The 18,655-nt window shown below is 46.1% G+C and carries 20 protein-coding genes; 14 read left to right on the top strand and 6 right to left on the bottom strand.

Features of this window, described 5'->3' with window-relative positions; genetic code table 11:
• Positions 1-130 precede the first annotated feature (130 nt).
• Positions 131-931 (top strand): hypothetical protein, encoded by an 801-nt coding sequence (locus P5G61_RS30380; RefSeq protein WP_301249871.1) that lies wholly within the window; start codon positions 131-133, stop codon positions 929-931.
• Between the two features lie 238 nt (positions 932-1,169).
• Here P5G61_RS30380 and sspI read toward each other — a convergent pair whose 3' ends face one another.
• Positions 1,170-1,403, bottom strand: coding sequence for a small acid-soluble spore protein SspI (gene sspI / locus P5G61_RS30385; protein ID WP_024634144.1), 234 nt, complete (start codon positions 1,401-1,403; stop codon positions 1,170-1,172).
• A gap of 183 nt (positions 1,404-1,586) precedes the next feature.
• Here sspI and P5G61_RS30390 point away from each other — a divergent pair, with 183 nt between their 5' ends.
• The 4 genes from P5G61_RS30390 (at position 1,587) to P5G61_RS30405 (ending at position 4,642) form a co-directional block, all read left to right on the top strand.
• The gene (locus tag P5G61_RS30390; protein ID WP_301249872.1) at positions 1,587-2,249 is read left to right on the top strand and encodes a potassium channel family protein; all 663 of its coding nucleotides are present in this window, start codon (positions 1,587-1,589) and stop codon (positions 2,247-2,249) included.
• Between the two features lie 94 nt (positions 2,250-2,343).
• The gene (locus P5G61_RS30395) at positions 2,344-3,132 is read left to right on the top strand and encodes a TrmH family RNA methyltransferase (protein ID WP_064635683.1); all 789 of its coding nucleotides are present in this window, start codon (positions 2,344-2,346) and stop codon (positions 3,130-3,132) included.
• 174 nt (positions 3,133-3,306) lie between these two features.
• On the top strand, positions 3,307-3,894 hold the full coding sequence (locus P5G61_RS30400) for a sigma-70 family RNA polymerase sigma factor (RefSeq protein WP_301249874.1): 588 nt from the start codon (positions 3,307-3,309) through the stop codon (positions 3,892-3,894).
• Positions 3,881-4,642: a DUF3600 domain-containing protein gene (locus P5G61_RS30405; RefSeq protein WP_301249875.1), complete on the top strand. Its 762-nt coding sequence runs from the start codon at positions 3,881-3,883 to the stop codon at positions 4,640-4,642. The genes P5G61_RS30400 and P5G61_RS30405 overlap by 14 nt, the downstream gene beginning before the upstream one ends.
• Before the next feature lie 76 nt (positions 4,643-4,718).
• Here P5G61_RS30405 and P5G61_RS30410 read toward each other — a convergent pair whose 3' ends face one another.
• The gene (locus tag P5G61_RS30410; RefSeq protein ID WP_301249876.1) at positions 4,719-5,585 is read right to left on the bottom strand and encodes an AraC family transcriptional regulator; all 867 of its coding nucleotides are present in this window, start codon (positions 5,583-5,585) and stop codon (positions 4,719-4,721) included.
• 111 nt (positions 5,586-5,696) lie between these two features.
• Here P5G61_RS30410 and P5G61_RS30415 point away from each other — a divergent pair, with 111 nt between their 5' ends.
• From P5G61_RS30415 to P5G61_RS32010, 3 genes are all read left to right on the top strand, one after another.
• Positions 5,697-6,854, top strand: a complete 1,158-nt coding sequence (locus P5G61_RS30415) for a Gfo/Idh/MocA family protein (protein WP_301249877.1) — start codon at positions 5,697-5,699, stop codon at positions 6,852-6,854.
• Between the two features lie 682 nt (positions 6,855-7,536).
• Complete coding sequence (locus P5G61_RS30420) at positions 7,537-7,677, top strand: hypothetical protein (protein WP_301249878.1); 141 nt, start codon at positions 7,537-7,539, stop codon at positions 7,675-7,677.
• Between the two features lie 15 nt (positions 7,678-7,692).
• Positions 7,693-7,908 (top strand): helix-turn-helix domain-containing protein, encoded by a 216-nt coding sequence (locus tag P5G61_RS32010; RefSeq protein WP_363325777.1) that lies wholly within the window; start codon positions 7,693-7,695, stop codon positions 7,906-7,908.
• 140 nt (positions 7,909-8,048) lie between these two features.
• Here the strand turns inward: P5G61_RS32010 and P5G61_RS30425 are convergent, their stop codons facing one another.
• Complete coding sequence (locus P5G61_RS30425) at positions 8,049-8,369, bottom strand: winged helix-turn-helix transcriptional regulator (RefSeq protein ID WP_024632671.1); 321 nt, start codon at positions 8,367-8,369, stop codon at positions 8,049-8,051.
• 415 nt (positions 8,370-8,784) lie between these two features.
• Here P5G61_RS30425 and zwf point away from each other — a divergent pair, with 415 nt between their 5' ends.
• The 4 genes from zwf to yunB all read left to right on the top strand — a co-directional run bounded on the left by zwf (position 8,785) and on the right by yunB (position 13,351).
• Positions 8,785-10,239, top strand: coding sequence for a glucose-6-phosphate dehydrogenase (gene zwf / locus P5G61_RS30430; protein ID WP_301249880.1), 1,455 nt, complete (start codon positions 8,785-8,787; stop codon positions 10,237-10,239).
• Positions 10,240-10,642: 403 nt separating this feature from the next.
• Complete coding sequence (gnd, locus tag P5G61_RS30435; RefSeq protein WP_301249882.1) at positions 10,643-11,536, top strand: phosphogluconate dehydrogenase (NAD(+)-dependent, decarboxylating); 894 nt, start codon at positions 10,643-10,645, stop codon at positions 11,534-11,536.
• Between the two features lie 87 nt (positions 11,537-11,623).
• On the top strand, positions 11,624-12,268 hold the full coding sequence (gene fsa / locus P5G61_RS30440; protein ID WP_024632668.1) for a fructose-6-phosphate aldolase: 645 nt from the start codon (positions 11,624-11,626) through the stop codon (positions 12,266-12,268).
• Between the two features lie 207 nt (positions 12,269-12,475).
• Complete coding sequence (yunB, locus tag P5G61_RS30445; protein ID WP_285078489.1) at positions 12,476-13,351, top strand: sporulation protein YunB; 876 nt, start codon at positions 12,476-12,478, stop codon at positions 13,349-13,351.
• Positions 13,352-13,465: 114 nt separating this feature from the next.
• Here the strand turns inward: yunB and P5G61_RS30450 are convergent, their stop codons facing one another.
• Entirely contained in the window at positions 13,466-14,536 is a 1,071-nt protein-coding gene (locus P5G61_RS30450) for a M23 family metallopeptidase (protein ID WP_301249884.1), read from the bottom strand.
• A gap of 324 nt (positions 14,537-14,860) precedes the next feature.
• Here P5G61_RS30450 and lipA point away from each other — a divergent pair, with 324 nt between their 5' ends.
• Positions 14,861-15,760: a lipoyl synthase gene (lipA, locus tag P5G61_RS30455; RefSeq protein WP_024634402.1), complete on the top strand. Its 900-nt coding sequence runs from the start codon at positions 14,861-14,863 to the stop codon at positions 15,758-15,760.
• Between the two features lie 14 nt (positions 15,761-15,774).
• Entirely contained in the window at positions 15,775-16,158 is a 384-nt protein-coding gene (locus tag P5G61_RS30460) for a YutD family protein (RefSeq protein ID WP_236642253.1), read from the top strand.
• A 28-nt stretch (positions 16,159-16,186) separates the two neighbouring features.
• Here the strand turns inward: P5G61_RS30460 and P5G61_RS30465 are convergent, their stop codons facing one another.
• Positions 16,187-16,990: an NAD kinase gene (locus tag P5G61_RS30465; protein ID WP_024634403.1), complete on the bottom strand. Its 804-nt coding sequence runs from the start codon at positions 16,988-16,990 to the stop codon at positions 16,187-16,189.
• Between the two features lie 104 nt (positions 16,991-17,094).
• Complete coding sequence (gene ylbJ / locus P5G61_RS30470) at positions 17,095-18,348, bottom strand: sporulation integral membrane protein YlbJ (RefSeq protein ID WP_301249885.1); 1,254 nt, start codon at positions 18,346-18,348, stop codon at positions 17,095-17,097.
• Between the last annotated feature and the right edge of the window lie 307 nt (positions 18,349-18,655).

An 18,655-nucleotide genomic window follows, 5' to 3' on the forward strand; every position in this document is an offset into this window, starting at 1 on the left:
AAAGGTAGAAGGGAGAATAACATTCAGTCATCATTCAGTCTGCTCTCAGGTTAAATTCAGTTTGGCTGCCGATGAAATTGGAGTGTACGGTACGGCTACTCATTTATGTACACAGAGAGAGGAGATCTATTTGTCACTATCCATTAACAGGCATGCGATCACAACGTCCTATGATCATTCAGTAAAGGCAAACGAAAACAAGTTAAATAGCCTGGACTACGACACTGCACAAAGAAAGGCCGCTGATTCACTTGAATTAAGTAAAGAATTTGAAGAATATGCCGGAGGGGTACAGGCCCCACTGCCAACAGAAAACTACAGCAGAACGTACAATCGAAGCGAGGACGCGTTTATACTGACTACGGATCAACAGAAATCACTGTTATCTGATCTGCAAAGTTACCTGACTTCATCGGGCACTTCAGCAGCAACAGATGACATTGCTGGCAGCACGGTGAACCCGTTGGTTTCAATATCTGACTTGTTATCCAGTCAGGACCTCTCAGCAGCAACGGACGAGGATATATCCGATCTATTTGATCAGGTAGCTGAGATGCTCCAAAGTCAACGTCCTGAACTTCTGCCCGCAAATGATTCGTTGCGTTCGGATCGCAATGGAACACCTCCAATGATGCAAGCTATGGGTGGGATTATGCCGCCATTTGCATGGAATATTCAAGACACTGCTAACGAGGAAAATGAAGATAGCACATTGAACAATGAGCTTACTGTGGATGAACAGAAATCTTTGCTGCGTGAGTTGCAAAATCTCATTTCCAGCGTGGGATCAGGGTCAGCATCTTCGGGTGAGGATGAAGAAAATGATCTAATTTCTACACTTAAGAACGTATGGGGAAATACGGACACCACCACTGCTGGAGATGAAGAAATAACGGAATTGTTTGATAAAATCGCTAAATTATTTAATTGAACATCTTTTTTCAGCGACGACTGATTTTCTTAGGAGCATCAGACATATACAAACAAGGTACAGCTTTCTGAGTTTTGCTCAGTGGCTGTACCTTGTTTTGGTTAGGGGAGCCTAATTAGTCTACGGGGGATTAACTACCTTGCTCTTGGAGCAGGGTATGATCCAGACCAATGAGACAAAAGCTTTCTTTTGCAGACAGAACAACGTGATGATGGTACCTTTCCCTCCAAGGCTTCAGTTAACTGATGGGTTGAACGGGAATGGTGTGCAGATGCTCCTGCGCGATTTGGATTAATTCTTCCTGCTTCGCAGGTTCTGTGTTCTTCCAGATCATTTCGAAAATGGCACCAAGTCCGGGTAATGCTGCTTCCGGTCCATCTACAGAACCTTCGATCATCTCCCGGAGCTGATCATCACTTTTGTCATGAACCTTATGAACAATCGCTTCACGCAGGCTTAATGTAATTGGCATCGCAAGTCCCTCCTCGTATATTCGGCTGCTCTAATACTGTTCCCTAGGAAGCGTGAGCGCATTCAAGTTTATTGGGCTTTGTGGTATACTACGAAGGATATTTAAGTGAATATTCACCCCTTAATTGAAAAGCGACTAACAATAGATGCGTAATGCTGAAGTGCAGCGGGAGGTTAGACCCTAATGGCAAAGAAACAATATGCCGTAATTGGCATGGGACGGTTTGGTTCAAGTGTAGCCAATGCGCTGAGCGGTATGGGATTCGACGTACTGGCAATTGATGCGGACGAACAGCGGACACAGGAAATGTCCAATGTGGTGACACATGCCGTATCAGCAGATTCAACGGATGAAGAAGCGCTGCGGGCGCTGGGCATACGGAATTTTGATGTCGTCGTTGTGGCGATCGGTGAAGATATTCAGTCGAGTATTCTTACGACCCTTATTCTGAAGGATATGGGTGTGCCTGTTCTGATCGTAAAAGCACAAAATGAGCTTCATGGTAAAGTATTGCAGAAGATTGGTGCGGACAAGGTCATTTACCCTGAGCGGGATATGGGACTGCGTGTAGCCCATCATCTGACATCTCCCAATATTCTTGATTACATTGAGTTATCTGAGGATTACAGCATTCTGGAGATGAGAGCGTCCGAGCAAATGATTGGTAAAAATCTGCTGGAGCTCAATATTCGTGCACGTTTTGGATGTAACGTAATGGCGATTCGCAGTGGAAATTCGATGAATATCTCTCCATATGCCGAGGATCGGATCGAGGATGGGGATGTGCTGATCATTGTTGGTCACAAGGACCATTTGACGAAAATGGAGCTGGCGTATGATAAGTAACTTGATGGGATGATGGAGCAATCTTTAGGCGGGAAATTTTAATTCGTCATGTAACATGTTGATAAAAAATCCCGCAGACGGGAAGGATGGAAAGATGGATATTGTATCACCGCAAAATACACGTGTGAAGGAATGGGCACAGCTGCTGGAGAAAAAGCATCGTACCCGTCAACATAAATATATTATTGAAGGCATTCATCTTGTACAGGAAGCGCTGCGTGCCGGGGCAGATCTGGAATGTATCGTTTACGATGGGGAGCAGGGTGTACCCAAGGAACTGGCTGGACTGGAGGCTCCACTTCAGCGTGTGGAATGGATCAGTGTATCTCCTGCGGTTATTGCCAAGTGTACGGATACGATGACACCCCAACCTGTTTTTGCCGTTGTACATAAAGGTCGTGAGCCGCTGCAAAGCTTGTTGTCTTCTTCCAAGGGGTTAGTCGTGGTATTGGACAATGTGCAGGACCCTGGTAATGTAGGAACGATCATTCGCAGTGCGGATGCAGCAGGAGCGGCAGGTGTAGTGCTCGGTGCTGGTTGTGCCGATGTCTATAATCCGAAAACGATTCGTTCGACGATGGGGTCATTGTTTCATTTGCCAATCGTAGAAGGGCAGTTGGAATCATTGCTGCCTGAAGCGAAGGCTGCGGGTGTAAAGTTGGTTAGTACGTCTTTGCAGGCAGAGTATTCCTGTTACAGTTATGACTTTACACAATCAGTGTGGCTAGTGATCGGTAATGAGGGCAAGGGCATTTCGGAGTCTACTGCTCAACTGGTGGACGATGCGATTACGATTCCGATGCAGGGACAGGCGGAGTCGCTTAATGCCGCGATGGCGGCCACGATCTTGTTGTTTGAGGCGATGAGGCAGCGGATGGTTTAGCCTATGAATAATTTACTTCATTATCATATAAGTGAAAAATACAAGCTTATTCCAACTCGAACGATGAGTGAGGAATAGGCTTTTTTCGCCTGGTCATGGAAAGTTGAAATAAATAAATCGAACGATATGGAGCTGGTATGCCAATATATAGTGAGAAGAGGAAGGAGATGGAAGATGAGTGAGACAGAAAAGTACATAGAACTTGTGGATTTAACCCGGGCTGGGGACTATGAAGCTTATGGCGAGTTATATGAGCTGACGGTGATGGATGTGTTTCGAACTGTTCGTTTTCTGATTCGTGACCCTTCTGAAGCTGAAGACTTGGTACAGGAAATCTATATTCAGGCATACAAGTCCTTAGAGCGATATGATTCGGAAAGAGCCTTTCGTCCTTGGTTAATGGGTGTGGCGATGCGGCAGGTCCGAAGTTACCGGCGTAGACGATTGACGCAGTTTCGTTTTAACAAGCGGATGGAGAAGTCTGATACGGGGCTGGAGTACGATTTTTCCGTTGAATTAATCAACAAACTGGCAAATCGTCCTCTGCTCGAACAGGTGCACCGATTGCCATACAAGCTTCAGCAGGCGATCACTCTTCACTATTTGAACGAGTACACACAAGAGGAGATTTCATGCATATTGGGAATTCCACTAGGAACGGTGAAATCACGTATTCATGCGGCATTAACCAAGCTGAGGCAGAATCAGAAGTTAAATCCGGGTATTCGGGGAAAGGTGGAGGAACTACATGAATCTAGATGAACAGTTGCGAGCATCCTTCCAGGAAGACACGAAAGATTGGAACATTCCTGAGAGAACAAAACATAAAGTCATGAATGCGATTCGAAGTGAATCACGTCTCAAAAACCATCGAAAAAAATGGCTAGTTACTATGCTGCTGGCTGCTGTACTCATCATTCCCACGGGAGCTTACGCGGGGTATACCTTTCTTGCTGACGGAATGTATGGTTCACAGGAGAAAATATCAGCGGTGGGTGGAACATCAGAGGATTATATGAGACTGGAAGCAAAGATGCAGAAAGCCAAGGCATATTTAAGCGCAGAGGAGTTCAATCAATTTATGGGTCTGATGAAGCAAATGGGGCAAATGGCTTTGAAGTATGCGGATCAACAAGGAGAGCTGCACCCCGAGCAATGGAGTGTCACAGAACAGATGGAGTTTAAACGTCTTACTGCAGAACTGGAACCTTTTTTCGAAAAGTTGGAAGCAGCAAGTGTAGACTCTCCAAAACAACCTTTAGCCCAAGAGCAATTTTGGGAGGAACAGTTAGCAATGGCAGAGACGAAGTTTTCCAAGGAGCAGTTTACCGAGTTCAAATCGTTGTATAAACATATGAAGCAATATGAAGCCATGGTGATGGATCAGGATGGAAGCATTCATGAAGATCGGTTGTCTGCAAAGCAGAAGGAAGAACTGCAGCAGGTACGCGAGCAGATTTATCCCTTCTTGGAGAAGTTGGGACTGGATGTACGCAAGCCGGGCGAGTAACTTAGACAATGTTAAGGAAGCGGAGGAACGAAGGAAGCCATTCCTTTTGCTCCTTTCGTATTGCAGGATAATCTTCTTATCTGCTCTGCACATTAAGTCGATACTGATGCGGCGTGGTGCCTGTTGCATTGCGGAAAACTTTGCAAAAGTAAGATGGGCTGGACATACCTACACGGTGGCCTATTTCCGGAACAGTATGTGTGGTACTTGTGAGCAACACGCAAGCATGCCGAATACGGGTGGCCTGAGCGTAAGCAACGATGGTGGTCCCGGTAGCTTTTTTAAATATATGGGACAGATGATAAGGCGAGAGATGCAGTGTGTCTGCGATATCCTCCAGACGAAAAGCTTCATTGAAGTGCTCTTCAATCCACTGCATGACAGCTTCGGCATGAGGATGCAGAACGGGAGGATCTTTTGGGAGCGTATTAGAGTTGGGATACTGCCTGTCTTTCCAAAGGTAGCGAAGCTGTGCGAGAAGTCCAAGTAAAAAAAGTCGTGTATCCTCTTCAGCTTCATGTGGAAGTAACGTAGGCAGAATGTTGGCAAATTGCTCGATTATGCGAACCAACGGGGACGCAGCGGCAAGACGGATCGGTTGAAGCGGAGATGTTTGCCCCAGAAGGTCTATTGTAAAACGATTGGAAACGGCAAATTGCCGAGAGTGTGAGTTCAGCAGGTGCGGCTCATACATCAGAACGCTGCGAATAAAGGGATGTTCTTTGGTGACTTGAATCAGAATCTGATGCAGTTGAAATGGACGGAAAATCATTAGTGTACCCGGTTCGAGGTGGAATGCCTGTCCCTCTGTTATCAACTGTCCATATCCATCATGAATATACGTGATTTCTATCTGTGAATGAGCGTGAAAAACCTCTCGAAATGCAGTTGCGGAGGTACGACGGTATGCCAAATTAAATTGATCTTCGGTGATGATGGGCATTAGGAATGCCTCCTCTTCAAGAGCGCAATATAGTTTTATTTTATCACAAGATGAACGCATAAAAGCGCTTTATTATTGTGTATTGTGAAGGGAAAAGGGAGGTATGCATCGATGTTGAAAGTGGCCATTATTGGAGCAGGCGCAATCAGTACAGCGCATATTACAGCGTATTTGGCATTTCCTGAACGATGCCAGATCGTAGCTGTAGTGGATATGTACGCGGAAAAAGCACAGAAGCGAATTAACGATTATGGATTGAAAAGTGCACAAGCCGTTACCGATTACCATGAATTACTGGATCAAAACATTGATTTGGTCTCGATCTGTACCCCTCCTTATACACATGCACCAATCACATGTGATTTTCTGCATGCGGGTACGCATGTACTTGTCGAAAAACCGATGGCCTCTTCTTTACAAGAGGCGGATATGATGCTGGAAGCGGCACAAGAGAGTGGTAAGTTGCTGTCAGTTGTGGCGCAGAATCGTTTTACGACTCCAATGATGAAACTCAAAGATGTACTGGATAGCAAACTTATGGGTCCCATTGTCCACGTCCAGGTCGATTCGTTCTGGTGGCGAGGCCATAGTTATTATGATCTGTGGTGGCGTGGCACATGGGAAAAGGAAGGCGGTGGCTGCACGCTTAATCATGCTGTGCATCATATCGATGCCATGCTCTGGATGATGGGTCCGCCTGTGGAATTGCAGGCCATGATGGCAAATACGGCCCATGATAATGCCGAAGTAGAGGATATCTCCATGGCGATGCTTCGTTTCCAGGAAGGGGCACTTGGCATGATCACCAGCTCCGTGGTACATCATGGAGAGGAGCAGCAGTTGATTTTTCAGGGCAAAGAAGCCAGGGTATCTGCACCTTGGAAAGTGGTTGCTTCTACGGCTCGGAATAACGGATTTCCGGAATCGAATACAGAGTTGGAACGTGAGATCCAGAAGCTTGCTGACGAATTACCGGATGTTATTCATGTGGGGCATGCCGGGCAAGTGGAGAATGTGCTAGACGCGATTGAGACAGGGACACCGCTTTTGGTGGATGGGAAAAGTGGAAGGAATACACTGGAGTTGATCGTAGGCATCTATAAATCGGCCAGTACGGTGGAGAAGGTTATTTTTCCACTAGAGGTGGCGGATGCCTTTTATACAAGAGAAGGAATTATGCAACAAGCGGTGCACTTTTATGAAAAAAAGACGGCGGTGGAGAACTTCGAGGATTTGAGTATTACGCTAGGGAGAAAGTTGGAGTCTTAGTTATATAACATAAAAAAGAAGCCAGTCTCACAAATATCGTGAGAACTGGCTTCATCTTATTGGAATACTATGCAAAAAAACAAAACCACGAATGAGTTTGCCTGCCTGATATAGTTCCCTACCAGGAAAGAGGCTGCCTTCTGACCACGTCTACAAGCCTCCTCATCACCTGTAATTTTATAGTTGATCCAGCAGATGAGAGAAACCGGAAGCCGACATCGTGATGAAGCTCAGTGGTTGGTCTTATGAGCCATTACTCCAAAATTTCATCCCATGTACATGCCGCCTCCCGGCAGTTTTCCTCTCCTGTCGCATCCTACATAATCCACTGCATACCTGACCAGAAACCCTAAATACTGACCATTCGGTGTCAATGTTATCTTACTTGTCACCATTGCCGGCGACAATAGGACATCTATCCCCAATATTTTTTCTGTGTAGAGCCGATTTTAAGACGGATATTTGGAAGCATTCCGCATCTTATTTTCAAGGTTGTGGAAAGGAAGCAATCAAAGGCAGGTTTTTGATCTTAGTCCATCTATGGATCAGTTGGAGATACAAAAGTTATCACCGGTCACGCAGTCGGGTTGGGGGAGAGTGGGAGGAATCGGTGCTGTTTTTGCTTCAGCTTTTGAATGTTCTAGATTAACAAAGTGATGGGAAACAGGAGAGGCAACCACACTTGGTCGAATCACGTCAATTAAGACATGCGAAGAAGATGATGCATTGGATTGAAGAGCACTATATAGATGAAATCAGATTGGATCATATGGCGAACGATATTCATTTATCCAAGTCTTATGCTTCCCGTATCTTTCAGTAAGACACAGGAAGCAGTATTACGGACTACGTCACAGCCCGAAGACTCAAGCAGGCTTATCTTCTGCTGGAAACGACATCTCTGTCCGTTGAAGAGGTTTGCAGACGGGCGGGATTTCCCAATGGGTCTTATTTCATTCAATTATTTCGCAAGTCGGCGGGAACCACTCCGCTACAGTATTGGCAGCATTTTGAACGCAGCGCAGACATTAAATCACATAATTGTAACTGCTGATGTTATTAAAAGTAGCGTCAGTACATTATCGTGGTGAAATTTAAAGTGTTATTTTAAAATCGCAATGTATCGGAAGTTAAAGCGAAAATGAAGTTTTTTTCTCTTAAAATAGAAATGAATACTTTCCTCATAAGTACGTGCTACAGCCACTTATCGGCCCAGCGTTCCACCGCGCTTAATGCGCGCCCCAGCTCTGTGCCTTTGCGGGACAACATATATTCTGTCCGAACAGGGCGTTCCGTAACCACATGACGCACGACCAGTCCCTCTTCCTCGAGTTCTTTCATCCTTTCATTAAGTACCCGTTTGCTCAGGTCCGGGATATAAGCGTGAATTTCACTGAATCGTTTGGGTTCTTCCATTAATGTATGAATAATGAGGGCTACCCATTTCCGGCCAATGATCTGATAAGACTGTTCCACCTTTTCGCATATTTGCTTGGCATTCTCATCATCGCTCATAAAAAGTGCTCCTTTGGTTTAGTTATGCTTATTATAGCATTAGTATACTTATTGTAACCTGAGTGTCCACAAGCCCTATGTGTAAAATGTCACATACCAATTGTTCTTAATGTTACCACATAAAGCGTTAACATTAAATAAAAACCCTATAAACACTGGTGTTCACAGGTTGGACACGATTGTTGACGAATTGTGACGACAGGTGTAATATGGGTAACGTCAATTCAATTGGTTACAATTTATAACCTTGATTAAGGTTGTGGAGAGAAGGAATGTTCCATGTTTAATTCAGGTCGGATGCACAAGCGGAGGTAAGGCGGGGAACTCCCCCACTAATTCCGTCTTTTGTCATGCTTGGATTTGAACATTTTGCATCATCATATACTATACTGCACAGATCACAGGAGGCACTCCAATGGATGCAATGACATTTGTCCTGTTCGGGGCAACAGGCGATTTAGCCAAACGCAAGATTTACCCTGCATTATATAACTTGTACATGGATCAGAAAATGCCGAAATCCTTCTCCGTTATCGGATTGGGACGACGTGAATTGTCGGATACGGACTTCCAAGCGAATGTTGAAAAGTCACTGCATGAATTCTCACGTCAGACGCCGGAAGAAGCATCTCAGGTTCGTGATTTCATTGGCGCTTTCCGTTATTGTTCTTTAAATAATACGAAGCTTGAAGATTACACCAAACTGTTGGAACTGGTTCAACAGCGTGAACAAGAGCTGAATATTCCCGAAAATCGCATGTTCTACATGTCGGTTGCACCGGAATTCTTTGAGCCTATCGCTCTGAACATTCAAGAAAGCGGCTTGGGTAACACCAAAGGCTGGAAGAAACTCATCATCGAAAAACCATTTGGACACGATCTGAAATCTGCGCGTGAACTGAATGAAAAACTCAGCAATACTTTTGCAGAAGAAGAAATTTACCGTATTGACCATTTCCTTGGTAAACCAATGGTACAAAATATTGAAACTCTTACCTACGCAAATCCGGCCATTCAGGCTTTGTGGTCCAACCGTTACATTGCCAATGTACAGATTACGGCAAGTGAAACGGTTGGTGTTGAAGAACGTGCCGCGTATTATGACCAAAGCGGTGCCCTTCGTGACATGTTCCAAAACCATATGCTTCAGTTGCTGATGATGATTGGTTTGCATCTGCCAAAACGCTGCACACCGGAAGAAATTCAATTCAAAAAGCAGAAGATCGCTGAAGCTCTTCGTCCATTGACGAAAGAAAATATCGCTTCCGAAGTCGTTCGTGCCCAATATGGTGCAGGGGAACTGCAAGGGACTTCTGTTGTTGGATATCTGGACGAGCCTGGCATTCCAGCTGGTTCTCAGAATGAGACATATGTTGCCGCGAGACTGTGGGTCGACGATCCATTCTGGAGCGAGGTTCCATTTTATATTCGTACAGGCAAACGCCTGGCTGAAAAATCGACCAGAATCGTTGTTGAATTCAAGGCGCCACTCAAAACAGGTCATGAATCTGAAAATACAACGGAACCTAACCTGCTGACGATTGAAATTGGTCCAAAAGAAAGCATTTCTCTACAATTAAATGCGAAAAATCCATTGAACCATGGTGAAGTGGAACCAATGCATATGACCTTCAACTCAGGAGAGCGCAACATTCCGGAAGCTTATGAAAACCTGATCTTTGACGCAATGCGTGGCGATTCAACATTCTTTGCTCACTGGAATGAAGTTGAACTGGCTTGGCAGTGGGTACAGCCGATCCTGGAAGCATTCCAGGAAGGCAGTGTGCCACTGGATACGTACAACGCAGGTTCGCAAGGACCTGAGTCCGCAGATCGTCTGATTGCTGAGAACGGCTACCGTTGGTGGTAAGTGAAACGAAAAAGTGAGCATAAGAGAAAAGAACGGTACAATTCGTTCTGCTCGATAATATGCAAATTTTAATGAATTACACCGTTCCAATTTTGCGTAAGACCTTCCGGTAATACCCGGAAGGCCGCGAAAATTTTTGATATAGATTAGCGGCTCAATCTAAATCAGTTCATAACAATTACGCGCGAGTAGTGATGGGGACGAAATCGATTCTGAAGAAGCGAAGCGTTCGCCTTTGTCTCTATATTTTAACAATTAACATTATTAATCAAAAAAATATGGAGACAACAGCGATCGAAAGAACGATTCGTAACCGGAACGGCTGCTGCGCCACATGGTTAAGCACTTATTTTGGAATTGGCCAGATAAAATTAGAAATGTTCATAACAGGAGGAACTTAGCAATGAAACTTGGACTTATTGGATTAGGTAAAATGGGATTGAACCTGGGTAGAAACTTGATTGACCACAAACATGAAGTGGTTGCTTTTGACCTGAACGCTGAAGCTGTAAATGAAATGAAAGAATACGGCGCAGCAGGCGTATCTTCTTATGCAGAAATGGTCGCTTCTCTTGAATCTCCACGTGTATTGTGGATCATGGTTCCTCACAACGTGGTTGACGCTGTATTGGCTGAAGTAAGCCCACTGTTGTCCAAAGGCGACATCATCATCGAAGCGGGTAACTCGCACTACAAAGAGTCCATCCGTCGTTACGAAGAAATGAAACCTAAAGGCATTCACTACATGGATGCTGGTACATCCGGCGGTATGGAAGGCGCACGTAATGGCGCTTGTTACATGATCGGTGGCGATCCTGAAGCTTGGGCAGTAGTTGAGCCAGCATTCAAGGATACTTCCGTTGAAAATGGTTACCTGTATGCAGGTAAAGCGGGTAGCGGTCACTTCCTGAAAATGGTACACAACGGTATCGAGTACGGTATGATGGCTTCCATCGGTGAAGGCTTCGACGTATTGGAGAAAAGCGGCTTCGATTTCGACTTCGAACAAGTGGCTCGTGTATGGAACAACGGTTCCGTTATCCGTTCTTGGTTGATGGAATTGACAGAGCGTGCATTCTCCAAAGATGCGAACCTGGATGAAATCAAAGGGGTTATGCATTCTTCCGGTGAAGGACGTTGGACAGTTGAAACAGCATTTGACTTGCAAACTGCTACGCCAGTTATTGCCTTGTCTCTGTTGATGCGTTACCGCTCCCTGGAAACAGACACATTCACAGGTAAAGTTGTCGCAGCATTGCGTAATGAATTTGGCGGTCACGCTGTAGAAAAAAAATAATTCATATATAACTGTTAACATATACGGATAATCGGGTAATGATGAGTATAGTTGTTTACAAAATTCATCAAGTGGAGGGAACATATCATGAAATTTTTCTTGGATACAGGTAATGTTGAAGAAATCAAACGGATCGAACGTCTTGGTCTGGTGGATGGAGTCACGACCAATCCGTCTTTGATTGCCAAAGAAGGTCGCGTATTTAAAGAAGTGATTCAGGAGATCTGTGGCGTTGTGAAAGGCCCGGTCAGTGCTGAAGTTATTGGACTTAAAGCCGAGGATATGTTGAAGGAAGCTTATGAAATTGCAGAATGGGCACCGAACGTAGTGATTAAACTACCGATGACCGAAGATGGACTCTATGCTTGTCATGAACTGACGCAAAAAGGAATTAAAACGAATGTAACGCTGATCTTCTCCGCAGCACAGGGCCTGATGGCGGCGAAAGCTGGTGCAACCTACATCAGTCCATTTGTTGGCCGTCTGGATGATATTGCGGTGGATGGCATGAAGCTGATTCGAGATCTGCGTCTCATTCTGGATACGTACGATCTGCCTTCCGAAATTATTGCAGCAAGCATTCGTAATATCAAACATGTGGAGGATGCAGCTCTTTCCGGTGCGCACATTGCTACTATTCCGGGTTCGCTCCTGCCAACATTGTGGAAACACCCGCTGACGGACAGCGGCATTGAACGCTTCCTCAAAGATTGGGAATCCGTTCCGAAATAATAAAATGTGGACAGTGGCCTGAATTTCTCAGAGCCATATTCCATAAAAAAGCCTTCCGTTTTGCAGACCAAATCTGCTGGCGGAAGGCTTTTTTGGTTGTGCATGATGATATCCGCGTACGAGCAGGTGCTGTCCTTCTTTTTCGGGACAACAGTGCATAAGGATAGTATATAGCCTATAGCTCATCCCGCAGGGGAGGGACGCCCGATGATGAGAAGACGATGGCGAAGCCGAAGACGCCGCAAGCCGCCAAGTGGCAGGCGCAAAATGTGGTTGATTATTGTATTGGTAACAGCGTTCTGTTTGATGCAAGGTTTTGCCTATGTCGATAAGAAAATGAAACCGCCCATCATGCATCTGGCCAAGATCAGAGTAAAGCAAATTGCAACGGAAGCGATCAACAAGGCCATTACAGCGCAGGTTTCCGAAGGCAAATCCACCGAAGGACTGATCGACTGGAAAACCGATACGGCTGGGAAAGTGTCCGGATTTATGCTGAATTACGATGAGCATATGCGGATCACCGCGAGTACGATGAACATTGTGCAGTCCACTTTGCAGAACGTGCATATGTTAAAAGAAAAAATACCGCTGGGGCAGGCGTTGGGCAGTCCGGTACTGGCCTCCTTTGGTCCAAGTATACCGGTTCGTATTGAGCCTCAGGGAGCCGTCAAGGTGGATCTGAACACACGTCAGCAGAATGCGGGAATTAACATGATTCTGGTGGAAGTGTACATTCACATCATTGCCGAAGTAGCGGTGGTGGTGCCCTTTGACATGGAACCCGAGACCGTTGATACGGAAATTCCGATATCCTACCTGCTGGTAGTGGGCGATGTGCCAATGTATTACTACGATAATCAGGGCAAGCCGGTAGGCAGCAACGGCAGCAATGCACCCGCTATAGCATTGCCATCGGGTCAGACGGGTGTGTCCAGTGGTCATGGAGGGACGCCTAATTCAACCTCTCCCAATCAACAGCAGGCTCCAGCAAACGGTCTGAACGGAAATGGACTGGAGGTTGAGCCGGATTTGTCAGATCCAAATGAGGGTTTGCAGCTTGACTTGGATGTGAACCACTAATGAATCAAAGGCAAATATTGAATAAAAAAACGAGGCCCCTTAATGGAGGCCCCGCTTTGCACTAAACATATTTTATTGTGAAATATGCAGTTTCATCATTTATCCAGATTTAGCTCATTGGCTCTTGGCTTTCTTCTGTTTACGTTCTTCCTGCTCCCAGTGCCTCAGATGAGGATAGGGGTCGAATGACCATTCGTGTAACCCGCTGTCCCGATAGATGCCATAATGCAAATGAGGAGGGAACTTGCCCTGCGTACCCGGTTTTCCATACCCTGAGCTGCCTACCCAGCCCAAAATCTGACCAGGGGTAACCACTTCGCCGATATGGGCGTTTTTATCGAAGCCCGATAAATGAGCGTAATAGTGGTAATGATTGTTCAAATCACGAATGCCGATACGCCAGCCGCCAAACGGATTCCAGCCTTTGATTTCCACAACGCCGTAACAGGTGCTGCGCACAGGCAGTCCATGTGGTGCAAAAATATCCGTGCCTTCATGAATACGGTACCCGCCCCAGCTGCGTTTGGTACCCCAAGTGCTGCGATACGAATAGTTGGTTCCGAGCGGGACGGGAAAGGCGTGTCCAAACAGATTGAGGCTGTCAAAATGCTCATATAATTTCGCGAATTGCTGAATGCGCTGCACAGCCCGGGAGTTATGATAATATTCCCACAGGGCGATGTTGAAGTCCTCTGACTTGGTCCCATACTTCTGAATAATGGAAGCCATGCTGTAAAGTACGTCGAGGTCATTGTTGGCATCTGCCATACCGTCACCAGAGCCGTCACGGCCATACCCATTGAAAAAGGCAATGGAACCCGGGTGTTGATCCGTCTCGTCGGGATTTAGCCAGCCTCTCCAGGCTGGGGAGGTCATGAATATGCCAGTCAGCCGTTCCGGGTGTTTACGATCCTTCGGATGTGCACGCGAGATCGTTCGTTCATATTGATCGATTGCCGCGAGCCTGTACCAGGGAATATGGGTCATCTGACCAATGCTTTCATACAGATGTCGGCGCGAAGCAAAAATGTCCTCTGGTTTCTGCTCTACAGCCTGAGGTTTGGAATCAGCGGCGGTGGGTTCACCGAAAACATCAACAGGCAAGAATGGGAGAAGCAGTGTGCCTGCAAGCAATGTTTTGATCCAAAAGGAATAAGTTAACCGCGATGTAAAGCCATCTTGCACAGGGAAGCAGCCCCCTTTCCATTGAGATGATGCACATGGTGCCCGGTGAACCAAGCTATAACCTAGCGTTCTTCAAAAGTCATCATTTTATCCATGTAAGCATTTTGCATAAATCCAAAAAGCGACTTTTAATCAGCGAGAGGTAGATCGAAATGGGTTTATTCGTCTACCTCTCGTACTCGGGAGCGAAGGAATCGAATTATGCAAAATGGGGATGTAAGACATGAATGCACAAGATGTGACAAATGGGGGTTTTTCCAACGCTTTCATGGTATAATATGTTCCGAGCAACAGCCTAACTTCAGTAGAAAGAAGGTTTATGCATTGGCTAAACGTGTTAAAGAACCGAAACCGGACTGGATTCGGATCAAATTGACAACCGGTGATAACTATCAGGAAATGAAAACGATGATGCGTTCCAAAACGCTGCATACAGTATGTGAGGAAGCACGGTGCCCGAATATTTACGAATGTTGGGCCAATCGGACGGCTACGTTTATGATTTTGGGCGACATTTGTACACGGGCATGCCGTTTTTGCGCGGTGAATACCGGCTTGCCAACGGAACTTGATCTGCAGGAACCAGAACGCGTGGCAGAAGCAGCAGAACAGATGAATCTTCAGCACTGCGTAATTACGAGTGTGGCGCGTGACGACCTGAAGGATGGAGGAGCAACGATCTTTGCAGAGACGGTAAAGGCGGTTCGTCGTCGTTTGCCTTTATGCAGCGTAGAAGTGCTGATTCCGGACTTTTTGGGTGATCGAGATTCCTTGCAGATCGTGATGGATGCCAAACCGGACATCTTGAACCATAACATCGAGACCGTAGAGCGGCTATCGGACAAAGTCCGTGCCAAGGCGAAATACAAGCGTTCACTCGAACTGCTTGCTCGTGCCAAGGAAATGCAGCCAAATATCCCAACGAAATCGAGCATCATGCTTGGTGTAGGTGAGGAATATCATGAAATTTTGCAAACGATGGATGATCTGCGCGCTGTGGATTGTGATATTATGACGATTGGTCAATACTTGCAGCCATCAGAGAAGCATCTGTTTGTGGAGAAGTATTATCCGCCAGAAGAGTTTGCGGCATTGAAGCAGGAAGGACTGAAGCGAGGATTTAGCCACGTCGAATCTGGACCTATGGTCCGCAGCTCCTACCACGCCCATGAACAAGTGAAATCCGCTGCGAAAAATACGGAAAAATCGGCATCTCACGCATGATGGAGGAGACAGGTTTGGAAGAAGAAAAAAGTTCAGAACAGATTCAGGAATCGGTTCAGGAGCCTGTACAGGACAAACCTCAAGAACCAGTTATTGTTCAAATCGGCGGAAAAAATTATGAAATTGTGCAGAACCACAAAGACGGCTGGAATCCTGAAGTCTTCCGTGACCGTTACAGCGAAGTGCTGGAGCGGTACGATTACATTATTGGGGACTGGGGGTACAGCCAGCTGCGGTTGAAAGGTTTTTACCGGGACAACCATCCTAAAGCAACGAAGGATTCCACGATCTCCAGCATGGTGGATTATATCAATGAATATTGCAACTTTGGCTGTGCGTACTTTGTACTTCAGAAGAGCAAAGATCAGCCTCAAGCCAAAGCAAAAAGCGGTTCCTGAAAAGGACCGCTTTTTCTTTTGCATATGATTAGTCCAAAAAAGCTGTACGAACCCTGTTCCAAAACGGATAGGGACGGAAACGGGCAAAGCTGACCTTGTGGCGGGCCACCTGGCAGCGTACGGATATGAGATCTTCCACCATAACGTTTACGTGGTCAATGGTAAGCAATAACCGCTGATCCTTGCGTGAGAAGATATCACAGTGATGGTGCTTGGGCAAAATAACCGGTGAACCCAGCGTCCGATAGACGCGGTTATTGATTGAAGCGATCTCGGCGATTTGAATAGCCTCGATCGTAGGATGCACCATGGCGCCGCCAAGCGCCTTATTGTATGCCGTACTGCCCGAAGGTGTAGATACACAAATTCCGTCTCCCCGGAACATCTCAAACGTAACGTCATTAATATCGACCTGCGCAACGACTGTACCGTCTACACCTTTTAACGTAAATTCGTTCAGTGCGATATAAGAGGTGTTGCCCGACTTTTTACGAATCTCAAGCTCCAGCAGCGGATACTCCACAATTCGGGGTTTGAGTCGTTCCGGGTCTCCTTTGCCGCTCATTAATCGAACCAATTCACGCAATTCTTCCTTCTTCCAATCGGCATAAAAGCCGAGATGGCCTGTATGAACCCCAACAAAAGCAATGTCCGGGATGCGGTCGATGAAATTGTGAAATGCTTGCAGCATCGTACCATCGCCTCCGATGGAGATGACAATCTCCGGCGATTCTGCATCCAGCTTAAACCCTTCCTCTTTGGCCAGCGCATGAAACTGCTGACTGAGATCAATCGATAACTGGTCTCCGCGGTCTTGAACATAGTATCTCAAGATGAAAGCTCCTTTGTGGTCATTATACTACCGATGATAATCAATTCCAGAGAAGAACACAATGTCGGATTGATATTCAGTTGAATATAAACACACTGGATGGCTCATTTTTTCATACGTCGGGGTAAGAAAAAGGGACTCATCAGAGAAAGCATCAGCAGTAAAAGGATTATACCTCCCATTACAGCGGCTCCTGAAAACAGGATCTGTCCCCAGTCTGGTGTATACAAAGATAATTCCGGCATGACACCGGTTTGGAACAAAACAGGCGATTCCAAATCACCCATCATCGGTATCCACAGCAAAAGTACAAGTATGGGTGCAATCAGAGCATGGACGGCTCTGGCAAACAGAAAGGGTCCATATCTCATTGGAGTGCTGCTCAGGACACTCATAATTTGGGCATGAACGGATAATCCTCCCCAGGAAAGGACGAAGGCAGCAGCAGCAGCTTTATACACGAGTGGAATGGATATGCCGGCCCCTCCTGCTTCTTTGGCTCCCAAAGTGACTTCGAATAATCCGCCTACGAGGCTATGGGATAAGGCTGGGGGAAATCCCGTATATAGAAGCAATTGTTCCGTAATCACATATAATCCGCCGAGCCATCCGGTATGCACGAGTAACTCCATCATGACGGAGAAGAATACAACTAACCCTCCTACGATAATAATAAGGCGAAGGGATGAGGAGATCGCTTGGCGCAACAATTCACCAAATGCGCGTCCATCCGCCTTTCTTGCCTCGTGCATTGCATAAATGGCTCGAATCAGCCTGTTTCTGTGAACCTCTTTGGAGGCGGAGGGAGAATCGATAATTGACGGTTGATCCTTAACAGAGCCGCCGCCATGGAACCGCATAAGCAGGCCCACAAGAAAAGCAGCACCATAATGCGATGTGACCAGTATTGGAGCGATAGCGACATTATGAAAAAAACCGACCGATACAGCTCCGATCATGAAAATGGGATCGGATGATGTGGTGAAGGCAACGAGGCGTTCACCTTCTTCCCGAGTAACCAATTTTTGCTCCCACAATTGTGCGGTCAATTTGGCTCCAGTGGGATAACCGGAAGCACAGCTGACGGCAAACACAAAGCCGCCGCTCCCGGGAACACGAAATAGCGGACGCATAAGTGGATTTAAGAGGGTACCCAAAAAATGAACAATGCCGAAACCGAGGAGCAGCTCGGATAGCACCAGAAAGGGAAAAAGGGAGGGGAAAAGCACGTCCCACCAAATGGATAGTCCACGTACACCTGCATGCCAGGTTTCCGCCGGAAACAGCACCATCAACACACACAGGATCAGGAGAGCTAGTGGGATCAGGACATGGGTGATTCGTTGTGAAGCGGCCATGAATTCTTCTCCTTTATTTTTGGAATGGTCAGTGTGCAGCAGAGCGTTCGTGCGTTTGCCATCAATATATGAGACAAAGCGGACAAACAGTACAAATTAATGTTTAGAAAGCGCTTGCAAAAGTGGCTGTGTTTTTAAGAGATGTATGCTAAAATAATAAAAACGCCTGAACGTCACCTCAAATGTTCTAGAAGGTGGAATTAAATCGGATGGAGTGATGATTATGAGTCTTGTCACCGGAATCCTGGTTTGTGCTTTTGTTTATGTTATACGTGCCTCGCTTGTGCGCTCTGAAGAAGAGGACTGG

The organism is Paenibacillus vandeheii (assembly GCF_030433635.1).
GTDB classification, from domain to species: domain Bacteria; phylum Bacillota; class Bacilli; order Paenibacillales; family Paenibacillaceae; genus Paenibacillus; species Paenibacillus vandeheii.

What these genes read in the sequence shown, in the direction of transcription:
- zwf (WP_301249880.1), top strand. Translation starts at nt 8,785, where the DNA reads ATGGATGCAATGACATTTGTCCTGTTCGGGGCAACAGGCGATTTAGCC.
- P5G61_RS30405 (WP_301249875.1), top strand. Translation starts at nt 3,881, where the DNA reads ATGAATCTAGATGAACAGTTGCGAGCATCCTTCCAGGAAGACACGAAA.
- fsa (WP_024632668.1), top strand. Translation starts at nt 11,624, where the DNA reads ATGAAATTTTTCTTGGATACAGGTAATGTTGAAGAAATCAAACGGATC.
- P5G61_RS30410 (WP_301249876.1), bottom strand. Translation starts at nt 5,585, where the DNA reads ATGCCCATCATCACCGAAGATCAATTTAATTTGGCATACCGTCGTACC.
- sspI (WP_024634144.1), bottom strand. Translation starts at nt 1,403, where the DNA reads ATGCCAATTACATTAAGCCTGCGTGAAGCGATTGTTCATAAGGTTCAT.
- gnd (WP_301249882.1), top strand. Translation starts at nt 10,643, where the DNA reads ATGAAACTTGGACTTATTGGATTAGGTAAAATGGGATTGAACCTGGGT.
- P5G61_RS30425 (WP_024632671.1), bottom strand. Translation starts at nt 8,369, where the DNA reads ATGAGCGATGATGAGAATGCCAAGCAAATATGCGAAAAGGTGGAACAG.
- P5G61_RS30415 (WP_301249877.1), top strand. Translation starts at nt 5,697, where the DNA reads ATGTTGAAAGTGGCCATTATTGGAGCAGGCGCAATCAGTACAGCGCAT.
- yunB (WP_285078489.1), top strand. Translation starts at nt 12,476, where the DNA reads ATGATGAGAAGACGATGGCGAAGCCGAAGACGCCGCAAGCCGCCAAGT.
- P5G61_RS30400 (WP_301249874.1), top strand. Translation starts at nt 3,307, where the DNA reads ATGAGTGAGACAGAAAAGTACATAGAACTTGTGGATTTAACCCGGGCT.
- P5G61_RS30390 (WP_301249872.1), top strand. Translation starts at nt 1,587, where the DNA reads ATGGCAAAGAAACAATATGCCGTAATTGGCATGGGACGGTTTGGTTCA.
- P5G61_RS30395 (WP_064635683.1), top strand. Translation starts at nt 2,344, where the DNA reads ATGGATATTGTATCACCGCAAAATACACGTGTGAAGGAATGGGCACAG.
- ylbJ (WP_301249885.1), bottom strand. Translation starts at nt 18,348, where the DNA reads ATGGCCGCTTCACAACGAATCACCCATGTCCTGATCCCACTAGCTCTC.